Source organism: Rothia sp. HMSC061C12 (assembly GCF_001815755.1).
GTDB lineage: Bacteria > Actinomycetota > Actinomycetes > Actinomycetales > Micrococcaceae > Rothia > Rothia mucilaginosa.
The window spans coordinates 27,806-49,617 of record NZ_KV821857.1 but is presented as its reverse complement, the minus strand read 5'-3'; the positions used below and the strand labels follow the sequence as shown (position 1 = coordinate 49,617).

Genomic DNA, 21,812 nt, shown 5'->3' with positions numbered 1-21,812 from the left:
CGTGCTGGGGATGCAGGACGGGCTGGGATGACAACTCCCGGCGAGCGCAAATAGCCTAGTCGGCTGGGCTTTCCGGCTCAGGAGGTTCGGGCACCGAGTCCTGCCCAGTATCCAGCTCCTCCTCCAGCTCGGTAACCTCATCGGGGCTCAGCTCCTCCGCGTTGCCCGCCGCGGCGTGCTCTTCTTCGGCGTACTCTTCTTCGGGGTGTTCAGCCCCGGCGCGGGCACGCACCCTCGCCGGGCCCAACATCCCCATGGGCCCTGCGACGGGGACGGCGACCGTCACCTCCACCGTTTCAGGGCGGTCCGGAAACGTACAGGATTCCAGGTGTGCCCCGTGGCGTTCGGCAAGATCCGCCGCGACCGCACACGGGTCGCCCTCGGTGAGCCCGCGGTAGGCATCCGCCGCCGCGAGTGCGCTCAAATCAGCAGCTGCGGAAGCCCTGCGGTTCGCGGACACCACCCCGATGAGCCCGGCGATCACCACGGTCAGCACCAGCAGCGCGGCAATAATGGTGAGGGCGAGGACGGTGCCGCTACCCTCTTCGGAATATTCGTCCGCAGACCAAGCAAGAACCGCGCTTCTATTCGCCATCACTGCCGGTACTTTCTTCACTGTCACTGCTTTCCTGAGTGCCACCGTTGCCTTCAACGCGGGCGTGAGCGTCCGCCCGCAGCACCCAGCCGGTTGCCGAGCCGATTACGCCGGGGGCGAGGCGACTCACCCGCACGTGCACTTCCCGGGCACGCCCCGCATCCGCGGCGACCGCACCATCAGAAGCGACAGCATCAGGAGAAACAGAAATCTGCACGCTCTGCACCGGGTCGATGCGGCTGACGGCGGAGCGAATCTGCGCCTCGGAATCCCCGCGGGCGGCGGCTCGTGCGGCCGTTCGCGCGGACTCCTCCACTTTCAGCTGCGCAACCCCCGTAGAGGCGGCACCCAGGCAGAGGGCGAGCACCACCGTCACGGCGGGTAGGGCAACCGCAAACTCGGCGGTAATCACACCCTCTTCTGCTGGGCTCTTGTGCGGGGTTGAGGGTGCCGGTTCCGCCCCGACTTTTCCTGCGAGACGAGCGCACCGCAAAGCACCCAAATTCACATGAGCATTCATTCTTTATTCCTCCTTTCTGACTTGATTTTCCAGGACTTCCAATACCTAGAAGCAAACCCTACGCGGGTTCACCAAAGGTTCTAGAGCAGCCCCGTATTGCCCGCAATGGACAGGGCGTTACGCACAATATCCAGGAGCATGGAACGCACCTCATCTGACTTGAGAATCAGCACCAGCAGGCCCGCGAAACCGACCGCCGCGAGCATCACAATGCCGTACTCCGCGGTGGAGGCGCCTTCCTCTGGGTCCCCCGCGGGGGCGTAGTCTTCGAGCGCCTTTTCGTGCCCCTCAGCGGGTACATATTCGGTGCAGCCGGGCGCGTGCTCACCCAGGCTGCGGCAGGTAGCGCCGCATTCGTCCAGGGTGCAGCCCTCGGCGAGCGCGCGGGCAATGGTCAGCGCCTGGTCGGGGTTCAGACGGTCCGTGTTCATATCAATCTCCATTTCGTTAGGGTCAATCCTGGGGCCGGCATGCTTCTGCTCAGCGCCGGCGGAAAGCTCAGCATCAGTAAAGAGTTCGGGGCATTCTTCGCGCAGCTGCTTCATGGTGGTTGCGATGGCAACGGACAGCGGCACGGGGCCCAGAATGGTCTGCGTTTCAGCGCCCTGCACGGCACCGAGCGCGGCGGGCTGAATTTCGCTCGGAGCACCGGCCGGGGCGTTTACCGGAGCGCCGACGGGGTGCAGGTCGTGGCGGATTGCTTCGCAGAGGGTGTTCGTCATTGGTTTTCCTTTCGTTGTGCCCTAAACATGCGGGGCGGGGTGGGTGCTCATCCGCGTTCGCTGCAGATGGGCGAGGGTCTAAACTTTTCGGCATTTCAGCTGGTCAACAGCGCTTATGCGCATGGTTCTTTAGCCGGTCAGCGTGGGTAGTAGCGAAATGATGATGGGCACAATACCCAAGCAGATAAAGGCGGGCAGCGAGCACAGCCCGAGGGGTACCACGAGCGCTACGGAGAGCTTTCCGGCGGCGCGTTCTGCCGCGCGGCGCTCGCTGAGGCGGTGCGCATCGGCAAGGGAGAGCAGCAGCGCAGTGCTGGGTGCGCCACCCGTGTAGGCGGGAGCGAGCGCGTCCCGCAGCTCACCGAAGGTTCCCGCCGCGGAGCCCGACCAGGCGCTCCCCCAGCTACTGCCCATCTGTAGGCGCTGGCAGACCGTATGCAGGGGTCGGCTGTTGAGCGCCTCAGCGAGGGTACCCAAGGCGGCGAGCGGTGCGAGCCCGGCTCTCAACTGCGCGGCGAGTAGTTCCAGTACGAGGGCGGTATCAACAGTCGGTGCATTCAAGGCCTGCTCGCCTCCTGTATGCCCAGCTCGTGTACTCTCCACCTCCGCCCGATGCACGAGCGCGGCGGTCCAGCGGCGCCCGGCGAAGGCGAGCCCCAGCCCGAACAAACCGGTAAGCGCCCCGAGGATGGAGCCGGTCAGCACGCCCACGGGGTCACTTCCCATGAGCACACCCAACCCCAGGCCGAGTAGCGGCAGCCAGGAGAGAATCCTGCCAGTGGCACGCGGCGCGGCAAGGGCGCTCTGCCGCCCCAGGAGCGCGTCGATGCGTTCTTCGGCGTGTTCTGCGGCGCGTTCCAGGCTCGTGGCGAGCGGCGCGCCGGCGCTCTCACTCATCCGCAGGCTCAGCTGCAGGTCGTGCAGGCGCTCGCGGCTGTGCGGGCGCATCCGGGTGCTGCTTTCGAGCAGTTGCGCGCAGGCGAGGTGCGCGGGTACACCCCAGGAGGTAACCGTGGCGAGAGCCTGTGTGAAGCGGCGAATATCTTCGGCGCATCGTTTCTGACCGTACTCTTCGGAAAGGGGCGAGAAGCCTCGTGCCCGTCGAGCTTGGGCGCTTTTCCCAGCGCTTTTCCGGGCTGTTATTTTCTTCGCGTGCATTTTCCCCGCATCCGGCACCGGTTCGTTTTGCCCGAACTGTGCAAACTGCCCGGTGCCAGGGTCGGCGTGCACCGCTTCCTGCAGGGGAATGCCGGCGCGCAGGTTCAGGGCGAGGGTGCGTAGCATGAGCGGCCACATGCGCATTTCCTCGGCGCTGGCTGCTCCGGCGAGGTGCTCAGCCCAGCGTTCGCGAAGGCTTCCTCGACTCGTTTCTTCCCTTTTCATGGTTCCTCCTTTCACGTTTTCCGTTTCCCCTTTACGGGGGCTAGTACCCAACTTCGGAGCCCACAGAAATACGCCTGACCTGCAGATACTCTTCGCTCCCCTCAACTGCGGGGTGCAGGCTGTAGATACCCTCGATACGGCGGCGTCCGTCCCGGTGTTCCAGGTGGATAATGCATTCAAAAGCCGTCGCCGTATGTAGAGCGACCGTTCTACTATCCAGCCCGGCGAGCGCACCCAGGGCGCACAGACGCAGGGGCACCGCCTGCGCACTATTGGCGTGCAGGGTCGTTCCAGCTCCGCGGTGACCGGTATTCATGGCGGTCAGCAGGTGCACCACCTCCGCGCCGCGGCACTCACCGACCACGAGCCGATCCGGGCCCATGCGCAGCGCCTGCACAATGAGCTCACCTAGCCCAATTTCGCCGGCACCCTCGGAGTTCGCGGCACGGGTTTTGAGGGCAATCACCTGCTCATGTTGCGGCGCGAGTTCCGGGGTGTCTTCGAGCAGAATGAGGCGCTCCTGCGGCGTACACAGCCCCAGCAGGGCGTTGAGCAGAGTGGTTTTGCCGGTGCCGGTGCCCCCGCTAATGAGGAACCCGCGGCGCTCGGCAATCATGCGGCGCAGATAGGCGGCGGTCGCCTCATCACACAGCCCGGCGGCCTGTAACTGCGCCAGGGTGGGGCGCTCGCGGGCGGGTAGGCGCACGGAGAGCCGGGTGCGTTCGCTCAGCGGCGGGATAATCGCGTGGATACGCCGACCCTGCGCGTCGCTAATGTCAGCTGCCGGATGCGCGGCATCCAGCTGTCCGCCGTGCCTGCGGATGAGCCGCTCAGCCAGGTCACGCACGCGCCGCTCATTGCCGAGGCTTAGCGCCACGGGGCGGGTGGTTCCGTTGATGCCCACCCAGATATCGCAGGGCGAGTTCACGTAGATATCGGTGATGGTTCCGGCGCGTTGCCCCTCGTCAAGGAGCAGGTCGAGGGCACCGAGGCCGTAGAGTTCCGCGGCGAGGTAGCGCAGCGCGGTCTGCCGGTTGACGGGCACGTATTCCACGCTGGGGTAGCTCCAGGAGGTGGGCGGTGCAGTTTTGACACGGAATTTTCGGGGCTTCGTCACATTAGTTCCGTCTGCGCCCGTTACTTCTGCACTCGTGTTCCCCCAGGCGTTCCCCCGAGCATTCCCCTGGCATCCGCCGTCGATGGCGCAGATTGCCTCGTCCACGGCGTTTTCGAGAATCTCGCGGAGGGGCTGGGATTCTTGGAGTAGCCCACCGCCCGCGGCACTCGCAGCGTTTGCACTGTCCGCGGCAACCACGCCCTCTGCGGGCGGCCGCTCCCCTGCCCGCTCGGCCCCGGCGCTGAATCCGTTACTGGGTCCGCCACAGAACCCGGCACTGAACCCGCCACTAAAACCACCCAGGGCGATAGCGCTCATCTGCGGCGAGCGCAGAATCAGCTCGCGGGCGTGCAGGGCGACGGCGCGGGCGCGATAGTCTTCGGGAATGAGCAGGGCGGGTAGCGAGTGCGTGCGGGTGTTCTGGACGCCCGTATTCTGTGCGCCCGGCTGATTCGCGCCCTGTGCGGCACGCGGCGAGCAACCGTTGGGGTTGCCGGGATTGTTGGCAGGGTGCCCGGCGGGATTGCTGGAGGGATTCATGACGGGGTTCATGGCTCTAGGAGAGCATTGCGCCCGCCCCGAATTTTTATGAGAATGAGCGTTCTGTGGATAACTCCTCGCGCACCCCGAAATATCCACGATGCACGCACCTCAAACGAACAAAACGCACGCATCCGGCGCTTTTATGACAAACCACTCGTACATTCTGGTGATAACCACGCACCACCCGTTCTACCGACACATCCTCGATAATGGAAGAATGTACGTTCTGCTCAGTCCTGCCACCGGCGCGGGTATTACCGCCCAGACCGGCACCCCCGCGCACCCGGTCACCTCGGCTATTGCCGCGGGTGCGTCCTCGCGCGGTGCTCAGCCGGTGACCTCGTGGGGTGCTTTTCATTTTTCGGCGCCAACCGCTGAGCAGTTGCAGGACCCGACCTTTATTCCGCGGATTACGCGCGCGGATCGGGTGAGTGCGGCGAATCTTCCGGCGTATGTGCGAGAGGTAGAGCGGCAGGCGGCAGATTCGGCGCAGGCGCGTTTCCCCCGCTGGATTTGGGCTGATACCCGCCACGTTGACCCGTTGCTTCTGCGCCGCGGGGTGCGGGTGCATCTGTGCCATGATTTGCGTCTGGTGCAGCGAATTTTGGCGACTGCCGCTACGCATCCGAGCGGTTTTGTGGAGTACAGCCCGGTGCTGGATCTTTCTGATGTGCGTGAGGCGGCCGATCCTCAGGGGTATCTGCCGATGGCGCGGCAGATTCAGGGTCAGGAGGAGCTGTTCGGCGCCGATTTTTTGAGTGCGCCCGCTACCAACGCCACCCAGTCCCCCGCAGATTCCTCCCCCGATTTCCTTGAAGCGGCGCCTCATGAGCCTTTTGCCCCGCAGTTGGCGGCGGGCCCGGTGACCCTGCTTCCGGAGCATCCGGTAGTGCGTGTGCTGATGCGTGAGTGGCTGGCGCAGGCGCGCGCTATCGGTGCGTCGAGGCACCCGGAACGGCTGCGTCTTTTGGCGGCGGCTGAGTCTGCCGGTGCGTTGGTTGCGGCTGAGATTGGCTATTACGGCATCCCGTTTAATGTGCAGGCGCATCATGAGCATCTGTGCGAGTTGTTGGGTCCGCGCCCGGTGCCTGGGGAGCGTCCGCAGAAGATGCAGGAGTTGGCGGAGCAGATTCAGCGCATGCTGTTTATGCCGTCGTTGAATCCGGATTCGCCGCAGGATCTTTTGCGTGCTCTGCAGTCTGCGGGGGTTTCGGTGAAGTCTACGCGTTCGTGGGAGTTGAAGAGTTGGGCGGATGCGATTCCGGCTCAGCGGGAGAAGCGTTGGGCGCTGATTGACCCGATTCTGCGCTATAAGAAGCTGTACCGTATTTGGACTGCTAACGGCTGGACGTGGGCTGATACCTGGGTTTCTGAGGGGGCGTTCCGCCCGCATCTTGAGGTGGGTGGCGCCGCGACCGGGCGCTGGGGCGCTTCCGGCGGTGGTGCGTTGCAGCTGCCTGCGGAGATTCGTCAGGCGGTGCAGGCGCCGGAGGGTCAGGTGCTGACGGTGACGGATGGATCGCAGATTGAGCCGCGTATTCTGGCGGCGTTGAGCCGTGATGAGGCGCTCGCTTCGGCGGGTCGTGGCGCTGACCTGTATGCGGGTATTGCCGAGTTGGCGCGCCTGAAGGGTGTGGGTTTGACGGAGCGTTCCCACGCGAAGGTGGGCATGCTGGCGATTATGTATGGCGGTCGCAGCGGTGAGATTGGTGCCCTGTTGCCGCATGTGGCGGCGCTTTTTCCGCAGGCGATGGAGTTTACGGAGCGTGCGGCTCGTATTGGTGAGGCGGGCGGTCAGGTGACGACTTTTTTGGGTCGTACGTCCCCGCCGGTGGATGAGCGTTTCCGTGAGATTGTGGCTGATCGGTCTTCGCCGGCGGCTGAGTCGCGTGCGGTGTCGACTGCGCGTGCGCACGGGCGTATGACCCGCAATTTTATTGTGCAGGGTACGGCGGCGGAGTGGGCTCTGTGTTGGATGGGCGCGGTGCGTTCTCGTCTGTTGTCGGAGCGGATTTTTGGTATGCCGATGCGCACCCGCATTGTGTATTTTTTGCACGATGAGCTTCTGCTGTGCGGTCCCGACCTGGAGGCGGATCGCGTGGAGCGTATCGTGCGTGAGGGCGCTGCGGAGGCGGCGCGTCTGCTCTTCGGTCGGGTGCCGGTTGATTTTCCGGTGTCGGTGGTGCGGGTGCGCAACTACGCCGAGGGTAAATAATCTGCGGTAAATAATCAGCCGCGCATAAGCGGCACCGTACAACAAAAAATAGGGGTGGCAGGTAGCTTCGTTCAAGCTACCTGCCACCCCTATCTGCACCCTATATCCGCTAGTCAAGCGCTTATTCTGCGATGAGCTTTACTCCTCGTAGCCGGGTGCCGGGCGCATCTTTTTCTGATCCCAGGGCACGGTCCAGCCGAGCGAGTCGAAGATCCGGTCCAGCAGAATTGCGGTGAATCCCCAGACGGTGAATTCTTCACCGCCGAGCATGCGCACCTCGAAGGCGGGGGTGCGGTGTGAGGTGCGGCCGCGTTTGACGTAGGCGGTGTGCCGGTTGGCGGGGTTGAGCAGGTCGCGCACGGGCACGCGGGCGATGAGCGCGGACTCGTTGTGGTCGACGACCTCGACGGGTACGGGGCTGTTCCACCAGCCGATGACGGGGGTGACCATGAAGTTGCTGATGGGTAGCGGCAGGGTGTGCAGCTGGCCTAGGATCTGCACGCCGGCGGGGTCGAGCCCGGTTTCTTCGACCGCCTCGCGCAGGGCGGCGATGTGGGCGACGGGTTCGCCGGTGGTTTCGGCGAGCGCGTAGTCTTCGGGGTCGATTTTGCCGCCGGGGAAGGCGGGCTGACCGGCGTGTGAACGCAGGGTTGCGGCACGTACGAGGAGCAGTACATCCAGGTCGGCGCTGACGTTTTCGGGGCAGCCGTCAAATTTGCCGGTGGAGGGCGAGTTGTCAAGCACACCAAAGAGGATCAGCACGGCGGCTTCTTTGCTGAGGGGGCTGGCGGGTGCGCTGCGCAGTAGGGCTTGGACGTCAAATTCCACGCCGCCCTCTGCGAGAGCCGCCAGTGCCTGCTGGGCGGGGTGCTGTGCATCCTGCCCAGCCTGTTCGGGTTGTACCGACTGCTCGGGTGCGCTCATCTGTGTACCTCTCTTCTGCGCGGCTGCGTTCCGGTTCGGCTTAGTCGCCGTTAGGCGCTGAGCGGGTAGCCTTCTGCCATGAGTTCGCGGCGGGTTGCGCCCTGCAGGAATCGCAGGTGCAGATCTTCTCGACCGGGTGCCATTTCGTATTTCATGAGTTTACGTGCTGCTTGTTCGTTCGTTTCCCCGGCGCCATAGGACGGGCAGAGGTCGGCGACGGGGCATACGCCGCAGGCGGGCTTTTTGGCGTGGCAGATGCGGCGGCCGTGGTAGACCATGCGGTGTGAGAAGAGCGTCCAGTCTTTGCGTTCGATGAGTTCGGCGACGTCTTTTTCGACTGTCTCGGGGGCGTCTGCGGTGGTAAATCCCATGCGGCGGGCGAGGCGGCCGAAGTGGGTGTCTACGGTCAGTCCGGGCACGTCAAAAGCGTTTCCGAGGACCACGTTCGCGGTTTTGCGGCCGACTCCGGCGAGTTCTACGAGCTCTTCAAGGGTTGAGGGAACCTGCCCGTTGTGGCGTTCGACGAGCTGCTGGGAGAGGGTGACGATGGAGCGTGCCTTGGCGCGGTAGAAGCCGAGGGACTGAATGTAGGGTTCGACCTCTTCGGTGCGTGCGGAGGCGAGCGCGGCGGCGTCCGGGTAGCGTGCGAAGAGTGCACCGGTGACGGAGTTGACGCGCACGTCGGTGGTTTGTGCCGAGAGCACGGTGGCGATGAGTAGCTCGAAGGGGTTGTCAAAGTCGAGTTCTGCGACGGCGTAGGGGTAGGTTTCGCCGAGGATGCGGTTAATTTTGCGGGCGCGGCGCACGGTGGCGAGGTGGCTTTCGGGTGCGCGGGCGTTGAGGCGGCGTGCGGCGGCTGCGGCTTTGAATTCGGGAACGAATCGGATCTGTAGGAGCGATTCGGCGTTCTCTGCCGCGTTGTTCTCAGCCGCGTTATTTTCTGCCGCGGTGTTCTCTACTTCGGTGCGGGTGGCGTTCTCGGTCATAGCGCGAGGGTACCGGGCTTGGGCGTGTGGGCGGTAGCGAGGTTCACCGTACTTGGCCCGCTCCCCATCATTTTCTGGGCAGTTCGCGCCGGCTAGCGCTCAGCGGGCGCCAGCTGTGCCACACTGGTTTTATGTCAGATACGATTTTTGTGCTTAATGGACCGAATTTGAACCTGCTTGGGCAGCGCCGCCCCGAGGTGTACGGCTACACCACTCTGCACGATATTGAGCGTATGGTGCGTGAGCGCGCGGCGGATCATGGTTTTGATGTTGAGTTTATGCAGTCGAATCATGAGGGTGCGCTGGTGGATGAGATTCAGCGTGCTCGTACTCGTGGCGCGGCGATTATTATCAACCCGGCGGCGTACACACATACGTCGGTGGCGCTGCACGATGCGCTGGAGGCGGCTGAGCTTCCGGTGGTTGAGGTGCATCTGTCGAATGTGCATCGTCGTGAGCAGTTCCGTCATCATTCGTTTGTGTCGCCGCAGGCTACCGCGGTGATTGCCGGTGCGGGTGCGTACGGTTATGTCATGGCGGTTGATTTCCTGGCACAGCACCTCGCGGAGTAACAGCGCGCCGCCACCTTTCGTTAAATAGTTCAGGCTCCCGTTCCTCGTGTGAGGGGGGAGCCTGAACTTTTATCGCTATTTAGCGGCTAGTTACTTGCGGCAGGTACCGGTGGAGACTGCGGCGGTGTTGTCGCCGCCTTCGGCCAGTGCCTGCTTGAGGGTGCTTGCGGTGATGGCGTAGCCGGTCTGGCCGGTGGTTGCCCTACCGAAGATCACGCCGACCACGTTGCCGTTTTCGTCGAGGACGGGGCCGCCGGAGTTGCCGTGCTGCACGTCGGCTGCCAGCTGGTAGACCTGGCGCATGGCGTTGGCGCGGCCGGTGTCGGCATCGATGGTCTGGGTGTTGCCGATGCCCTGCACGGTGGCGGGCAGCGCCTTGAACGGGCCGCCCTTGGGGTAGCCCATGAAGGTTACGAGGCTACCTGCGGTGGCGTTGTTGCCGATGGTCAGCGGTTCGAGCGGCAGCTTGGGAACGCCGATGAAGGCGATGTCCTGTTCGCTGTCCATGTAGACGACGGTGCCGGGCCAGGTGCGGCCGCGGGAGTCCTGCACGACCGGGGAGGTCACGCCGGCGACCACGTGGGCGTTGGTGACGACCAGGCCGTTATCCGCCACGAAGCCGGAACCGGTGGAGGTGTAGCCGCACTGCTCGGCAGCGCCCAGAATCTCAACCACGGAGGCAGCCGCCCGGTCCAGTGCCGCGGATTCTACGGTCTGGGTGGGGGCGCTGGTTTCGGGGGCGATGAGCTGGCTGACTTCCGGAATGGTTCCGAAGGCGAGCACGTCATTGCGTACCGTGTTGATGCGGTCCTTGACGACCTCGGGGGTGGAGGCGACCATCCAGGAGAGGGTCTTGGAGTCGCTGAGCGCAGTGTTGAGCTGCGGGATGGGTACGGTGCGCATGGAGATGGTCAGTACGACCATGACCAGGGCGCAGGCGGCGAGGTTCAGCACGCCGCCGAAGAAGCGTTCAATGCCCTTGAGCGGGGTGATATCGGTGACGCGGCGGATGGTGCGTCCGGCAAGGAGGCCGAGCCACTGTCCGATGGTCAGGCAGATGATGAGCACGCCGACGGCGGTAATGAGGCTCCACTGTGATCCCACGGATGCCACGGCGAGAGGCACGAGCCAGGCTGCGGCGCAGACGCCCAGGCCCAGGCCGAGGAAGGTTCCGAGGGTGGTGAAGAATCCGCTGCGGACTCCGGCGAGGAAGTAGAGCAGCAGGATGATGGGGATAGCAATATCAAGCAGGTTGATGCCAGTCGTCACGACTAATTGCCTCCTTGGTGGGTAGAAGTGGTCACGGTGTGCCCATTGTGGTTGGTGCGGGCTGTGCCCGGTGAGTGTGGTGGCGCGTTAACACCCGGTGGTGGGTGCGGCGGGCTTGTGTACCCGGGGTTTGGGGTCGGGTTTCTGTCTCGTCGCATCGTACCGCGTGTGGAGGCGGGAGCCTCCTTGTCATGAGGGCGTCAGCGTGCTTGGTACCGATAAAAGTACACACCTGAATGCCTGATATTAGGTGGTGAACCTGTGGGGAAGCTTTGAATTTACTCGAAAGAAATAACTTTTGTTGTAAAGCTCGCTGTATCGGAATGCATAAAGCGCTTTTTTAGGGTACGCTCATATCAGTTGAATATGTCACACTAGCTTGAGCCTTCTCACATTTCAGATGTTGAGACGCATGACACCGGTTCGGGCTCACTCACTGAACATTTACGAGTTTCGGCTCATCACCTCATATCTAGGAGAACTTTATGGATCTCGAGATCCTCCGTCGTACCCCTCTCTTTGCTAACCTCGACGACGCAGCATTCGCTCTGCTGACCGATGACATTCAGGAGATTGACCTCTCCCGCAACGCTGTCCTCTTCTACGAGGGCGACCAGGACGACCAGCTCTTCGCGGTGCTCTCCGGTAAGGTCAAGCTGGGTCGCACCGCCGCTGACGGCCGCGAGAACATGGTCGCAATCATGGGTCCCGGTGACGTCTTCGGCGAGATGGCTCTCTTCGATCCTTCGCCCCGTTCGACCAACGCTGTGGCTGTCTCTGAGACTCGCCTGGCTGCTATCAAGCACGAGTCCTTCAAGCGTGCACAGCAGCTCGATCCCACTATCTCCGATCAGGTTATTAAGACTCTGGCTCGCCGCCTGCGCCACGCTAACGAGGCACTGGCTGACCTGGTCTTCTCCGACGTTCCCGGCCGCCTCGCTAAGGCGCTGCTGGACCTGGCTGACCGCTTCGGTCGCCCCGCGACCGACGGCGTGCTCGTTGCTCACGAGCTGACTCAGGAAGAGCTGGCACAGCTGGTTGGTGCATCCCGCGAGACCGTGAACAAGGCTCTTGCCGAGTTCGTTTCCCGCGGCTGGATCCGCCTGGAGGCACGCGCAGTTGTCATTCTGGACCTGCCCCGCCTGCGCCAGCGTTCCCGCTAAAGCCTCTTTGAGCATGGGCATTCTAGGGCGCCCTCGCTGAAAGACACGCGACTTAAATAGATCAGGAGCCGTTTCCCTCTGCATGGGGAAACGGCTCCTAATCTATTTAACGCTTCATCATACGAGCGAGCATTGCGGTAGCTCATTAGAACAGGCCTGTTGGAGCAAACCTGTTAGAGCACACCCATCGCGCCGGTGTAGATGGAACCGGTGGTAGCCGGAACCACCTCGGTGAAGGAGAGCATGCACGCACCGTTGTGGGTGACGAGCACGGGCTTCTTCACCTCAATATTACGGCGCTTGGACAGCCACGCCACGGAGGTCTGAGCCTTCGCCAGCGATTCGAGCATGCACATCACACCGGGGGTAATGAGCTGGTCGAGGGTGCGTCCCACCGTGTTGGGCTGGCCGATGCGGTCGCCTAGTTCGCTTGTGTCCTTGGCTTCGAGCAGTTCACGCACGTTCAGCCAGTCACCCCACACGCCCTTACCGAGCAGCAGCTTCGGGTCCTGACCGACGGGCAACGCCGTGGTGAAGTAGGCGATATCGTAACGCTTGAGGAAGAAGTCCGGGGACTGCCAACGCGCGACCGGGCGCAACAGGTCGGCACGCACGCTCAGACCACTGGAGGTCAAGAAATTAGAGAAGCTCTTGTCCTGCTCGGCAACCGCTTCACGCCACGCCATGAGCTCGGGGGTGCTGGATCGTTCCACCACGTCCTGATCGTCCTCGCCAGCGAGCAGAATGCCGGTCTCTTCGAAGGATTCACGCACGGCAGCCATGACGCTACGGCGTGCCTGAGCGATATCAGAGAAGTGGAACTGTTCTTCCCAGTATTCGGCGCCGGGGCCGATCCAGGATGCAGACTCATCATCACCGGGAAGAGCCGTGCCGCCGGGGAACGCGACCACGCCGAGCGGGGAGGTGCCGGGGCGGTAGGTCAGAATCGTTTCGAGGCCGTTGTCGCCGTCGCGCACAAAAATGACGGATGCCGCCTGGCGCATCGTGCAGCCGGTCGCACCTTCGTTACCGCCTTCACGCCAGCTTTCGGCGGCGGTGCGCATGAACTCGGGAATCGTGTAGAGACGCTGGATGCAGGAGGTTCGCGGGTTAGCCACAGACTGGCGGCCGGTGAACACGCGGGGGCGCTCCACGCCCTCAGCCGGGGTGGGGGTGCCGAAGCGGCGTTCCTGCACCGGCTGGGGTAGAGTCTTGATATCCTGCGATTCGCCGGATCCGTGGCCGTCGATACCGTTCACTGTCTTTTGGGCGCCACTTTGTGCTGCCCGCTGAGCCTGGGCAGCACGAATAGCAGACAGCGGCAGCGCGCCGGTGTACAGATTAGACATATTCAACAATGATCTCGACCTCTACGGGCGAGTCCAGGGGAAGAACGGGAACGCCGACTGCGGAGCGGGCGTGCTGGCCTGCCTCACCGAAGATTTCGCCGAGCAGTTCGGATGCGCCGTTAATGACGGCGGGCTGAGCGGTGAAGTTCACCTCGGATGCCACGAAGCCGACAACCTTCACGACGCGCTGCACGCGGTCCAGGTCGCCAATGACGGACTTGACCGCTGCCAGGGCGTTGAGCAGGCAGATACCCGCGTACTTCTTCGCATCCTCGGGGGTCACGAAGCCTTCAGCGCCGGAGTCGGAAACCTTACCGGTTTCGGGCAGCGCGCCGTCAACGAAGGGCAGCTGACCGGAGGTGTACACGTAGGAGCCGGACGTAACAGCCGGAACGTAGGCTGCAACGGGGGCGGGTGCTACGGGCAGTTCGTAACCGAGTTCGCGGATACGTGCTTCAATACGGGGTTCAGTCATGATTACTCCAGAAGGATGGCGGGTGCTGGCACCCAAACGGTGATAGGGGAAATGCCGTAAATCTAAACGCTACTGATATTCAGGTAGCTGTTAAACGGCTAACCGGCGGCCTTCCTCATCTATTCCCGCGCTCCCCTAGTTAATAGGAGGGCCGGGATAGCGAGGTGACCGCCGGGTACGCTGCTCTTAGTCAGCCTTCTCGCGCTTAAAGTAGGCGATGGGGTTGCCCTGAGTCGGAGCGACCATGTTCGACGCGGGGGTTGCGCCAGCAGGTGCGGATGCGCCGGGGAGAACGGTGACGAGCTCCCAGCCGTCTTCACCCCAGTTGTCGAGGATTGCCTTGGTCGTGTGGATCATCAGCGGTACAGTTGCGTATTCCCATTTCTTCATACCCTCTAGACTAGCTTTCAGGGTCGAATAAGTAAAAGGGATTTACTATGGTTTCGGTCAATGTCCGGCGCTTTGGAGGCTTTATTCTCAGGGCTGAGGCGCCCACCTCCCTGTGGGGTGCCGAACCAGACTTCCTCTCACAGCTTCATGGGATAAACTGAATGAATGGCTTCATCTAAGAAAACCCGTGCGCGTCGCCGCCCGGGAGATTTTTTGCAGTTCCTCGCGTTCAGCGTGATTGCCGGTTTCCTCGCGGCAATTATTGTCGTACCCCCTGCCGTGAGCTTGGGTATGGTCACGAACGCGTCGATGTCATGGTTCCAGGACCTTCCTGACGACATTGCCGATGGCATCTCCTCCCGTCCTTCTACTATTTACGCTGCTGACGGCAAGACCGAAATCGCGACCTTCTTTGAAGAGAACCGTGAACCGGTCAAGCTGGATCAGATTTCTCAGCATATGAAGAACGCTATCGTCTCGGTGGAGGACCGTGACTTCTACAACCACGGTGCTGTCTCCGCTATCGGTATCGGTCGTGCGTTCCTGAACAACATCATTAACTCCAACAGCGGCCGCCGTCAGGGTGCATCTACCCTGACTCAGCAGTACGTCAACAACCTCATTGTTGACTCCGCTGTGGCTCGTGGTGAGGACGCTACCGCAACCCTGAACGGTAACAAGACCTACGCTGCAAAGATTCGCGAGATGAAGCTTGCGATCTCTATGGAGCAGAACAAGTCCAAGGACGAAATCCTTGAAGGCTACCTGAACATCGTGAACCTCGGTGGTTCCAACTACGGTGTTGAGGCTGCGGCACAGTACTACTGGGGTATTTCCGCTAAGGACCTGAACGTGGCACAGTCCGCGCTTCTTGCCGGTCTGGTGCAGGCACCGAACGTGTACGACCCGACCGTGAACCCCGAGCTGGCTCGTGAACGCCGCGACATCGTTCTGGGCACCATGCTGCGTGACGGCAAGATTACCGATAAGGAATACAGCGACGCTATCGCCAGCGACATTAAGCTCAACGTCCACACCAAGTCCCAGGGTTGCTCCCTGGCAGGCGATAAGGCGTTCTTCTGCCGCTACGTGGTCAACTACCTGCTGCAGGATGAGTCCCTCGGCGCAACCGCTGAGCTGCGTAACACCGCTATTAAGCGTGGCGGTCTGAAGGTGATCACCACCCTGAACCCCGAGGCTCAGACTGCGGCAAAGCAGGCAGTTGACTCCACCCAGCCGGCAGCAACCAACTGGAACGACGTGAACTCCGCACTGACCAGTGTTGAGCCCGGCACCGGCCGCGTCATCGCGATGGCACAGAACACCGAGCTCGGTAGCCCCGCAGACGCGAACGACCACTCCAAGACCGAGTACAACTACAACGTTGACGCCATCTACGGTGGTACCAGCGGCTTCCAGCCCGGTTCGACGTTCAAGCCGATTATTCTGGCACAGTGGCTCATCAGCGGTCGCGGCGCTAACGCTACCGTGAACGGTACCCAGCTGTTCTGGCCCACCAGCTTCGGTTGGAACGCCAAGTGCTACGACGGCGGTAAGTACTACTACACCGGTCAGCCGAACGGCTGGTCCTACAAGAACGCAGTCAACGGCGGCCTGACCTACGGTACCGCTGCGTACGGTATTCGCCAGTCGTTGAACTCGTACCTGTACGGCATGCTCTCCCAGATTGACCTGTGCGATGTGCACGATCTGTCCATCAAGATGCACGCCCTGGACGGTACCGGCGAACCGCTGCACAGCATCCCCGACCTGGGTACCAACATTGGTGGTACCAAGTACGGTATCTCCCCGCTGACCAGCGCATCCATGTACGCTATCTTCGCTTCTGAGGGTAAGTACTGCACCCCGCGCCCCATCGAGAAGATCACCAAGACCAACGGTGAAACCATGAAGGAATACCAGAACCAGTGTGAGCAGGTTCTGGATCCGGACATCGCGAACGGTGTCAGCTGGGTTCTGAAGGGTGTTATCCAGCCTGGCGGTTCCGCTTCTCAGCGCGGTATTGGTCTGCCGAACGGTTCGGCTGCGAAGACCGGTACGAACGATAACTCCTCCCAGACCTGGCAGGTTGGCTACACTCGTGGCCTGTCCACCGCGTCTTGGGTTGGTTCTAACAACCTCGGCTTCCGCTCCCTGAACGGTGTGGGCATCAACGGTCGAGTCCTCGAGTACGTCGATGGTGCAACCTACGCGGGTGCACAGTGGCAGTCGTTCATGAAGACGATCGCACCGAAGTACAACACGAAGGACTTCACCACCCCCAGCGATAAGATTCTGTCGTACAGCTAGAATCACAGCTCATCAGCTGAAGCCTGAAAGGCGATTGATAATGTGTGAAAACGCAGTCAACGCCCGCGTCCCCGTGGCGGTCCCCGGCGCACGCGGCTCCTCCCCGCTCCTGAAGAAGGTAGCGGGGGCGGTAGCCGCCACTGCAGCCTTGGGGGCCGCCACGGCGGCGTATGGGCACTTTATTGAGCTGAACAATTTTCAGCTCCGCACCGAGTCCCTGCCGGTGTTGCCCGCCGGTAGTCCTGACTTCAGGATTCTGCATATTTCGGATATGCACATGATCCCGGGCCAGCAGAAGAAGATTGATTTCATGCACTCGCTGGCTGCCCTGGAGCCGGATTTGGTGATGAACACGGGCGATAATCTCTCCCACGTGGACGGTATGGGTCCGCTGCTGGAGGCGCTCGACCCGCTCATGGATTTCCCCGGCGTGTTTGTGCCCGGCTCGAATTGCTATTTCGCGCCCGTCTTCAAGAACCCGGCGCGTTACCTGTGGCAGCCGCGCACCCCGCAGATGATTGAGGAGGGCTCGCGTGTAGCACTGCCCATTGAGCGGATGCACGAGGCGTTCGAGTCGCGCGGCTGGACGGGCCTGGTCAACCGCTACGATACGCTGAACCTTAAGGGTCTGCGTCTGGAGTTCTCCGGTGTGGATGACCCGCACCTGCGCTACGATGAGCACCCCGGCTTCGCTCCCGGCGCCTTCGATGAGGGTGAGGAGCCGAGCGTCCGTATCGGCGTGGCGCACGCCCCCTATATGCGTACCCTGCACCGCTTCGTGCAGGACGGCGCGCAGGCTATTTTTGCCGGTCATACGCACGGCGGTCAGGTCTGTCTGCCCGGCGGTCATGCGTTGGTCAGCAATTGCGATTTGCCGCCTTCGCGTGCGAAAGGCGTCAGTGAGCAGTCCGGTATTCCGGTTCAGGTTTCTGCCGGTTTGGGTACCTCTCGTTTTGCGCCGGTGCGTCTGTTCTGCCCGCCGGAGGCAATCCTGGTGACCCTCACGGCTCGCGATAAGGGTGAAGCCGACGCTTCGGAAGGTGGCCGCCGCTAATGTCTGAGGCTTCTACAGCACACACGGCTAAGCGCCGCCGTAATCCCTTCTTGGAGACGGCGAGCGAACCGACCCCCGACCCGATCGACTACGCGCACGGTCAGCGTGCCCCGCGCACCCTTGCCGCGTATGCGCGTCCGATTCGTGTGCGCTGGGGCGTGGGTCTGCTCGTGGCGTTCGGTGCCGGTGCCCTTGAGATTTCCATCCCGCAGGTACTGCAGATTATTGTGGATCATCTCTCGCAGAGCACCACCGAGAGCGCCATCTGGATTGCCGGTGGCCTGGTGCTTCTGCTGGGTATTGCGCATGCCTCCTTCATGTATTGGAGGCGCTGGCTGATTGTGGACCCGACCTCCACGATTGAGCTGTCCATGCGCATGAACTTCTTTGACCGTCTGCTCAGTGCCCCGCTTTCTCTGCTGGATCGTTGGCCCTCCGGTCAGTTGCTGACCCGCTCCATGAGCGATTTGGGGACAATTCGCCGTTGGTTGTCTTTCGGTATTGTTCAGATGCTGACTGTTGCGGTGATGTTCCTGGTCGGTGGCTTCTTCATGCTGCGTTCTTCGCCGTCGCTGGCGCTGGTGTTCGTGGTGACCGTGCCGATTTTGGTGCTGTCGCTGGTGAACTTTACCCGCAAGTACTACCGCGCTTCGCATGAGATTCAGCAAATGACGGGCGATCTTTCCACCCGTATTGAGGAGTCGGTGCGCGGTATCCGCGTGATTAAGGCGCTGGGCCGCTCCCCCGAGCAGATTCAGGAATACTCCGAGTCTGTGGATGCCCTGCAGGTGCGCGAGTACGGCAGGTCGATGCTGGTGGCTCGCGTTGCCCTGTACCAGGGCCTGATTGTGGGTGTCTCCACGGCGGTGGCGCTGGCTGTGGGTGCTTCGCAGGTTGCGGCGGGCACCTTGAGCCTGGGTGCGATGACCGCCTACTTTGCGGTGCAGACGACCGTGCTCAGCCACGTGACGCGCTCGACCGCGCTGATGTCTGCCTATTTGAGCTATAAGGTGGCATTGGAACGCCACAACGAGGTCATGGACGAGCCCGGCTTTGAGGCGGTGCCGCTGGTTCGTGGCTCCGCAGCTGTGTCTGTGCCCGAGCATCCGCAGGGTGCTTCTGATTCGTCAACAGTAGCTGGAGTGTCTGCCGAGGGCGGCTCCGGGAAGGAAACTATGCAGTACCCCAGCGGTGGCGCAGTATCTGTCACTTTCGATCACGTTCAGTTCAGCTACGATGTTGCCGAAGCACCTGTTTCTGCTGAGGATACCGACGCAAACTCTGAGGTGAAGGCACCCGAGGTTTCCGTGCTGAAGGACGTAAACTTCAAGGTCTTCCCGGGTGAGATTCTAGCGCTGGTGGGTGCAACCGGTAGCGGCAAGTCGACCGTACTGTCGCTGGTTCCGCGTTTCTACGAGCCGACCTCCGGTTCCCTACGTTTTGGCACCCGAGATACCGCCGACATGTCCATTGAGGAGGTGCGAGCCCAGACCGCGTTCGTCTTTGAGGAGGCGGTGCTCTTCTCCGGCACGGTCCGCGAGAACGTACTGATGGGCGTTGCCGAGCAGTACGAGCACGGCACCGAGGATGAAGACTACCCCGCCGCAGAAGAGCTGGAGGCGACCCTCCAGACCGCACTGCAGCTGGCTGCGTGCGATTTTGTGGCGGAGCTTCCGCAGGGTCTGGATACCGTCATTGGTGAGGAGGGTCTGAGCCTTTCGGGTGGTCAGCGTCAGCGTCTGTCGTTGGCACGTGCCCTGGCGAAGCGCCCCTCCGTGCTGTTGCTGGATGACCCGTTCTCAGCGCTGGACGTGAACACCGAGGAGCGTATTATTACCGGCCTGCGTGAGGGGCTGGAGGGCCTGGGCGGCGCTACGACCCTGCTGACGGCGCACCGCCCCTCCACCGTGGCGTTGGCGGACCGCGTGCTGCTGATGGTTGATGGTGCTGTGGTCGCGGAGGGCACTCACGCTGAGCTGATGGACTCTTCGGAGCAGTACCGCCAGCTGATGACGATGGAGGAGGGCTAATGGCCCATCATCGTCCGGCGGAGCCGCGGGAGCAGATGAGCCCGCAGGAGCGCGCGGAGACTCGCGAACGCTCGATGGCTCTACTGCGCCAGATGTTGCGCCCGCACCGTGGGGCGTTGGCTCTGTCGATTATTTCGGTGCTTTTGGTCTCGGGTTCCTCGGCGGTTGCGCCGATTCTGATTGCCCGCGTCCTGGATAGTTCCATTGAGCCGCTTAGGCAGGGTAACGTTTCTCCCCTGCTAACCCTGCTGACGTTTTTTGTGGCGGCTACCGCGGTAACCGCGATCTTCTCGTGGGTCAACGTGGCGTACACGGTGCGCGTTTCGCTGGGCGTGGTGGTGTACCTGCGTAAGCGGGTGTTCCGTCACGCGCAGTCGCTGAGTGTTTCGTTCCATGAGCGGTATACCTCGGGCAAGGTCATTTCGCGTTTGACCAGCGATATTGATACGGTCCGCAGCTTCTTGGACAGCGGCATCAGCCAGTTGGCGATTACCTTGCTGTCCATGGTGATTTCTGCGGTCGCTATTTTCCTTCTGGATTGGCGTATTGGTCTGTTCATGCTGGTCATGGGTGTGCCGATTTATTTCTTGACGCGCTGGTTCCAGAAGACCGCGGTGCCGGTTTTCCGTACGATGCGTACCGAGTCTGCGCATTTGACGAGCCGTTTTGTGGAGACTTTTACGGGTATCCGCGCGGTGAAGGCGTTTGGTGCGGAGGCGCAGATGCGTTATGAGTACGCTCAGGCGTCGGAGCGTTACCGCCTTGCGGTGATGGATTCCATTAAGATTTTCGGCGTCTACTCACCCGTGCTGATGCTTTTGGGCAATGTGTTTATTGCCGGTGCGTTGGTGCTGGGTGGTTATGCGGTGCTGGGCGGCACCATGCAGATCGGTACCCTGCTGGCGCTGGTGATTTACGCGAACCGCGTGTTTGAGCCGGTTATGCAGCTTTCTGAGTTCTACAACATGTTCCAGTCGGCGATGTCCGCGCTGGAGAAGCTGTCGTCGTTCTTGGCTGAGGAGCCGGAGGTTGCTGAACCGGAGCATCCGCATGAGCGCGCTGTAGAGTCTACCGCCGAGTCTGCATCTAAGTCTAGTGCTGCTGAGGGCACGTCCGGCACGGTTCAGGGCGCTTTGGTGGAGCTGGATTCGGCGGTCTTTGGGTACACGTCGGATCGTCACGCGTTGAAGGAGACGACCCTGCGCATTGAGCCGGGTACGACCGTGGCGCTGGTGGGTGCTACGGGTGCCGGTAAGTCGACGATTGCTAAGCTGGTGGCTCGTTTCTACGATGTTTCAGCCGGTCAGGTGCGTATTGACGACGTGGATGTTCGCCAGCTGGCGGATGCGCAGCTGCGCCGTGAGGTGCTCATGCTGACCCAGGAGGTGTTCCTGTTCTCCGCGTCGATTCTGGAGAATATCCGCATGGGTAACCCACAGGCGACCGATGAGCAGGTGAAGGCTGCCGCAAAGGCGGTGGGCGCTGACGCGTTCATTGAGCGTCTGCGTGAGGGCTACGAATCACAGCTGGGTCGCGGCGGTATTACCCTGTCGGCGGGTCAGCGTCAGCTGGTGTCCTTTGCTCGCGTGTTCTTGGCGAATCCGCGAGTGCTGATCCTGGATGAGGCGACGGCTTCGCTGGACATCCCGAGTGAGCGTGCGGTGCAGGCGGCGCTACGAACCGTGTTGGCGGGGCGTACGGCGCTGGTGATTGCGCATCGCCTCTCGACGGTTCTGGGTGCTGATCGTGTGCTGGTGATTCATGAGGGCTCCGTGGTGGAGGATGGCTCCCCGCAGCAGCTGATTGCTTCCGGTGGTCGTTTTGCAGCGATGTACGCCTCCTGGGATGAGCTGAATCAGGTTCAGGAGGCTGAAGCCTAGGAACTTTATTTGCCTCTCCCCGACCGGTGGTGTGCCGCTGTGTTGCGTTCTGAATTTTTTTGGGTTATCCTAGGTGAGTTGCCTACGGTATTCACTGATAGGTCAACATCGGGATGTGGCGCAGCTTGGTAGCGCGCGTCGTTCGGGACGACGAGGTCGCAGGTTCAAATCCTGTCATCCCGACAGAAAGCCCCGGTCCTCTGGACCGGGGCTTTGTCGTACCCGCAGTATTTCTGTTGCAGATGTTGAGCATATAGAGGCGACCCCCTACCCGCGCAGGAACGCGGGGAGGGGGTCGCTTTCGTTTTGAGTTCA

Annotated in this window: 18 protein-coding genes and 1 tRNA gene; 8 read left to right on the top strand and 11 right to left on the bottom strand. The window is 62.0% G+C overall.

What is annotated here, in order from left to right; all coding sequences use genetic code 11:
- Positions 1–55: 55 nt before the first annotated feature.
- The 5 genes from HMPREF3055_RS03865 to HMPREF3055_RS03845 all read right to left on the bottom strand — a co-directional run bounded on the left by HMPREF3055_RS03865 (position 56) and on the right by HMPREF3055_RS03845 (position 4,889).
- Entirely contained in the window at positions 56–616 is a 561-nt protein-coding gene (locus HMPREF3055_RS03865) for an Rv3654c family TadE-like protein (protein ID WP_168166572.1), read from the bottom strand.
- Positions 585–1,007 (bottom strand): TadE family type IV pilus minor pilin, encoded by a 423-nt coding sequence (locus HMPREF3055_RS03860; RefSeq protein ID WP_239664236.1) that lies wholly within the window; start codon positions 1,005–1,007, stop codon positions 585–587. Before HMPREF3055_RS03860 ends, HMPREF3055_RS03865 begins: the two co-directional genes overlap by 32 nt.
- 188 nt (positions 1,008–1,195) lie before the next feature.
- Positions 1,196–1,837 (bottom strand): DUF4244 domain-containing protein, encoded by a 642-nt coding sequence (locus HMPREF3055_RS03855; protein ID WP_070633726.1) that lies wholly within the window; start codon positions 1,835–1,837, stop codon positions 1,196–1,198.
- 129 nt (positions 1,838–1,966) lie between these two features.
- Positions 1,967–3,220, bottom strand: a complete 1,254-nt coding sequence (locus HMPREF3055_RS03850; RefSeq protein ID WP_070738066.1) for a type II secretion system F family protein — start codon at positions 3,218–3,220, stop codon at positions 1,967–1,969.
- Between the two features lie 40 nt (positions 3,221–3,260).
- Complete coding sequence (locus tag HMPREF3055_RS03845) at positions 3,261–4,889, bottom strand: TadA family conjugal transfer-associated ATPase (RefSeq protein ID WP_246826890.1); 1,629 nt, start codon at positions 4,887–4,889, stop codon at positions 3,261–3,263.
- A gap of 208 nt (positions 4,890–5,097) precedes the next feature.
- Here HMPREF3055_RS03845 and HMPREF3055_RS03840 point away from each other — a divergent pair, with 208 nt between their 5' ends.
- On the top strand, positions 5,098–7,095 hold the full coding sequence (locus HMPREF3055_RS03840; RefSeq protein ID WP_070738060.1) for a bifunctional 3'-5' exonuclease/DNA polymerase: 1,998 nt from the start codon (positions 5,098–5,100) through the stop codon (positions 7,093–7,095).
- 138 nt (positions 7,096–7,233) lie between these two features.
- Here the strand turns inward: HMPREF3055_RS03840 and HMPREF3055_RS03835 are convergent, their stop codons facing one another.
- A complete protein-coding gene (locus HMPREF3055_RS03835) occupies positions 7,234–8,019 on the bottom strand; it encodes an NUDIX hydrolase (protein ID WP_049338328.1) in 786 nt (261 codons plus the stop codon).
- A gap of 50 nt (positions 8,020–8,069) precedes the next feature.
- Positions 8,070–9,005: an endonuclease III gene (gene nth, locus HMPREF3055_RS03830; protein ID WP_012902924.1), complete on the bottom strand. Its 936-nt coding sequence runs from the start codon at positions 9,003–9,005 to the stop codon at positions 8,070–8,072.
- 131 nt (positions 9,006–9,136) lie between these two features.
- Here nth and aroQ point away from each other — a divergent pair, with 131 nt between their 5' ends.
- Positions 9,137–9,577 (top strand): type II 3-dehydroquinate dehydratase, encoded by a 441-nt coding sequence (gene aroQ / locus HMPREF3055_RS03825; protein ID WP_005504658.1) that lies wholly within the window; start codon positions 9,137–9,139, stop codon positions 9,575–9,577.
- A 90-nt stretch (positions 9,578–9,667) separates the two neighbouring features.
- Here the strand turns inward: aroQ and HMPREF3055_RS03820 are convergent, their stop codons facing one another.
- Positions 9,668–10,846 (bottom strand): MarP family serine protease, encoded by a 1,179-nt coding sequence (locus HMPREF3055_RS03820; protein ID WP_070738057.1) that lies wholly within the window; start codon positions 10,844–10,846, stop codon positions 9,668–9,670.
- A gap of 485 nt (positions 10,847–11,331) precedes the next feature.
- Between HMPREF3055_RS03820 and HMPREF3055_RS03815 the strand changes: the two genes are divergently transcribed.
- Complete coding sequence (locus tag HMPREF3055_RS03815; protein WP_012902921.1) at positions 11,332–12,009, top strand: Crp/Fnr family transcriptional regulator; 678 nt, start codon at positions 11,332–11,334, stop codon at positions 12,007–12,009.
- A 173-nt stretch (positions 12,010–12,182) separates the two neighbouring features.
- Here the strand turns inward: HMPREF3055_RS03815 and HMPREF3055_RS03810 are convergent, their stop codons facing one another.
- The 3 genes from HMPREF3055_RS03810 to HMPREF3055_RS03800 form a co-directional block, all read right to left on the bottom strand.
- Positions 12,183–13,358 carry an NUDIX hydrolase gene (locus tag HMPREF3055_RS03810; RefSeq protein ID WP_070738054.1) on the bottom strand — a complete coding sequence of 392 codons (1,176 nt, stop codon included), beginning with the start codon at positions 13,356–13,358 and terminating at the stop codon, positions 12,183–12,185.
- Positions 13,351–13,833 carry a RidA family protein gene (locus HMPREF3055_RS03805; protein WP_070738051.1) on the bottom strand — a complete coding sequence of 161 codons (483 nt, stop codon included), beginning with the start codon at positions 13,831–13,833 and terminating at the stop codon, positions 13,351–13,353. The genes HMPREF3055_RS03810 and HMPREF3055_RS03805 overlap by 8 nt, the downstream gene beginning before the upstream one ends.
- 186 nt (positions 13,834–14,019) lie before the next feature.
- Complete coding sequence (locus tag HMPREF3055_RS03800; RefSeq protein ID WP_005504647.1) at positions 14,020–14,223, bottom strand: DUF4177 domain-containing protein; 204 nt, start codon at positions 14,221–14,223, stop codon at positions 14,020–14,022.
- 165 nt (positions 14,224–14,388) lie between these two features.
- Here HMPREF3055_RS03800 and HMPREF3055_RS03795 point away from each other — a divergent pair, with 165 nt between their 5' ends.
- The 5 genes from HMPREF3055_RS03795 to HMPREF3055_RS03775 all read left to right on the top strand — a co-directional run bounded on the left by HMPREF3055_RS03795 (position 14,389) and on the right by HMPREF3055_RS03775 (position 21,680).
- The gene (locus HMPREF3055_RS03795; protein WP_070738050.1) at positions 14,389–16,533 is read left to right on the top strand and encodes a transglycosylase domain-containing protein; all 2,145 of its coding nucleotides are present in this window, start codon (positions 14,389–14,391) and stop codon (positions 16,531–16,533) included.
- Between the two features lie 40 nt (positions 16,534–16,573).
- Entirely contained in the window at positions 16,574–17,587 is a 1,014-nt protein-coding gene (locus tag HMPREF3055_RS03790; protein ID WP_070738046.1) for a metallophosphoesterase, read from the top strand.
- The gene (locus tag HMPREF3055_RS03785) at positions 17,587–19,617 is read left to right on the top strand and encodes an ABC transporter ATP-binding protein (protein WP_070738043.1); all 2,031 of its coding nucleotides are present in this window, start codon (positions 17,587–17,589) and stop codon (positions 19,615–19,617) included. Before HMPREF3055_RS03790 ends, HMPREF3055_RS03785 begins: the two co-directional genes overlap by 1 nt.
- A complete protein-coding gene (locus HMPREF3055_RS03780; RefSeq protein WP_070738040.1) occupies positions 19,617–21,497 on the top strand; it encodes an ABC transporter ATP-binding protein in 1,881 nt (626 codons plus the stop codon). Before HMPREF3055_RS03785 ends, HMPREF3055_RS03780 begins: the two co-directional genes overlap by 1 nt.
- A 109-nt stretch (positions 21,498–21,606) precedes the next feature.
- A tRNA-Pro gene (locus HMPREF3055_RS03775) sits at positions 21,607–21,680 on the top strand.
- Positions 21,681–21,812 lie beyond the last annotated feature (132 nt).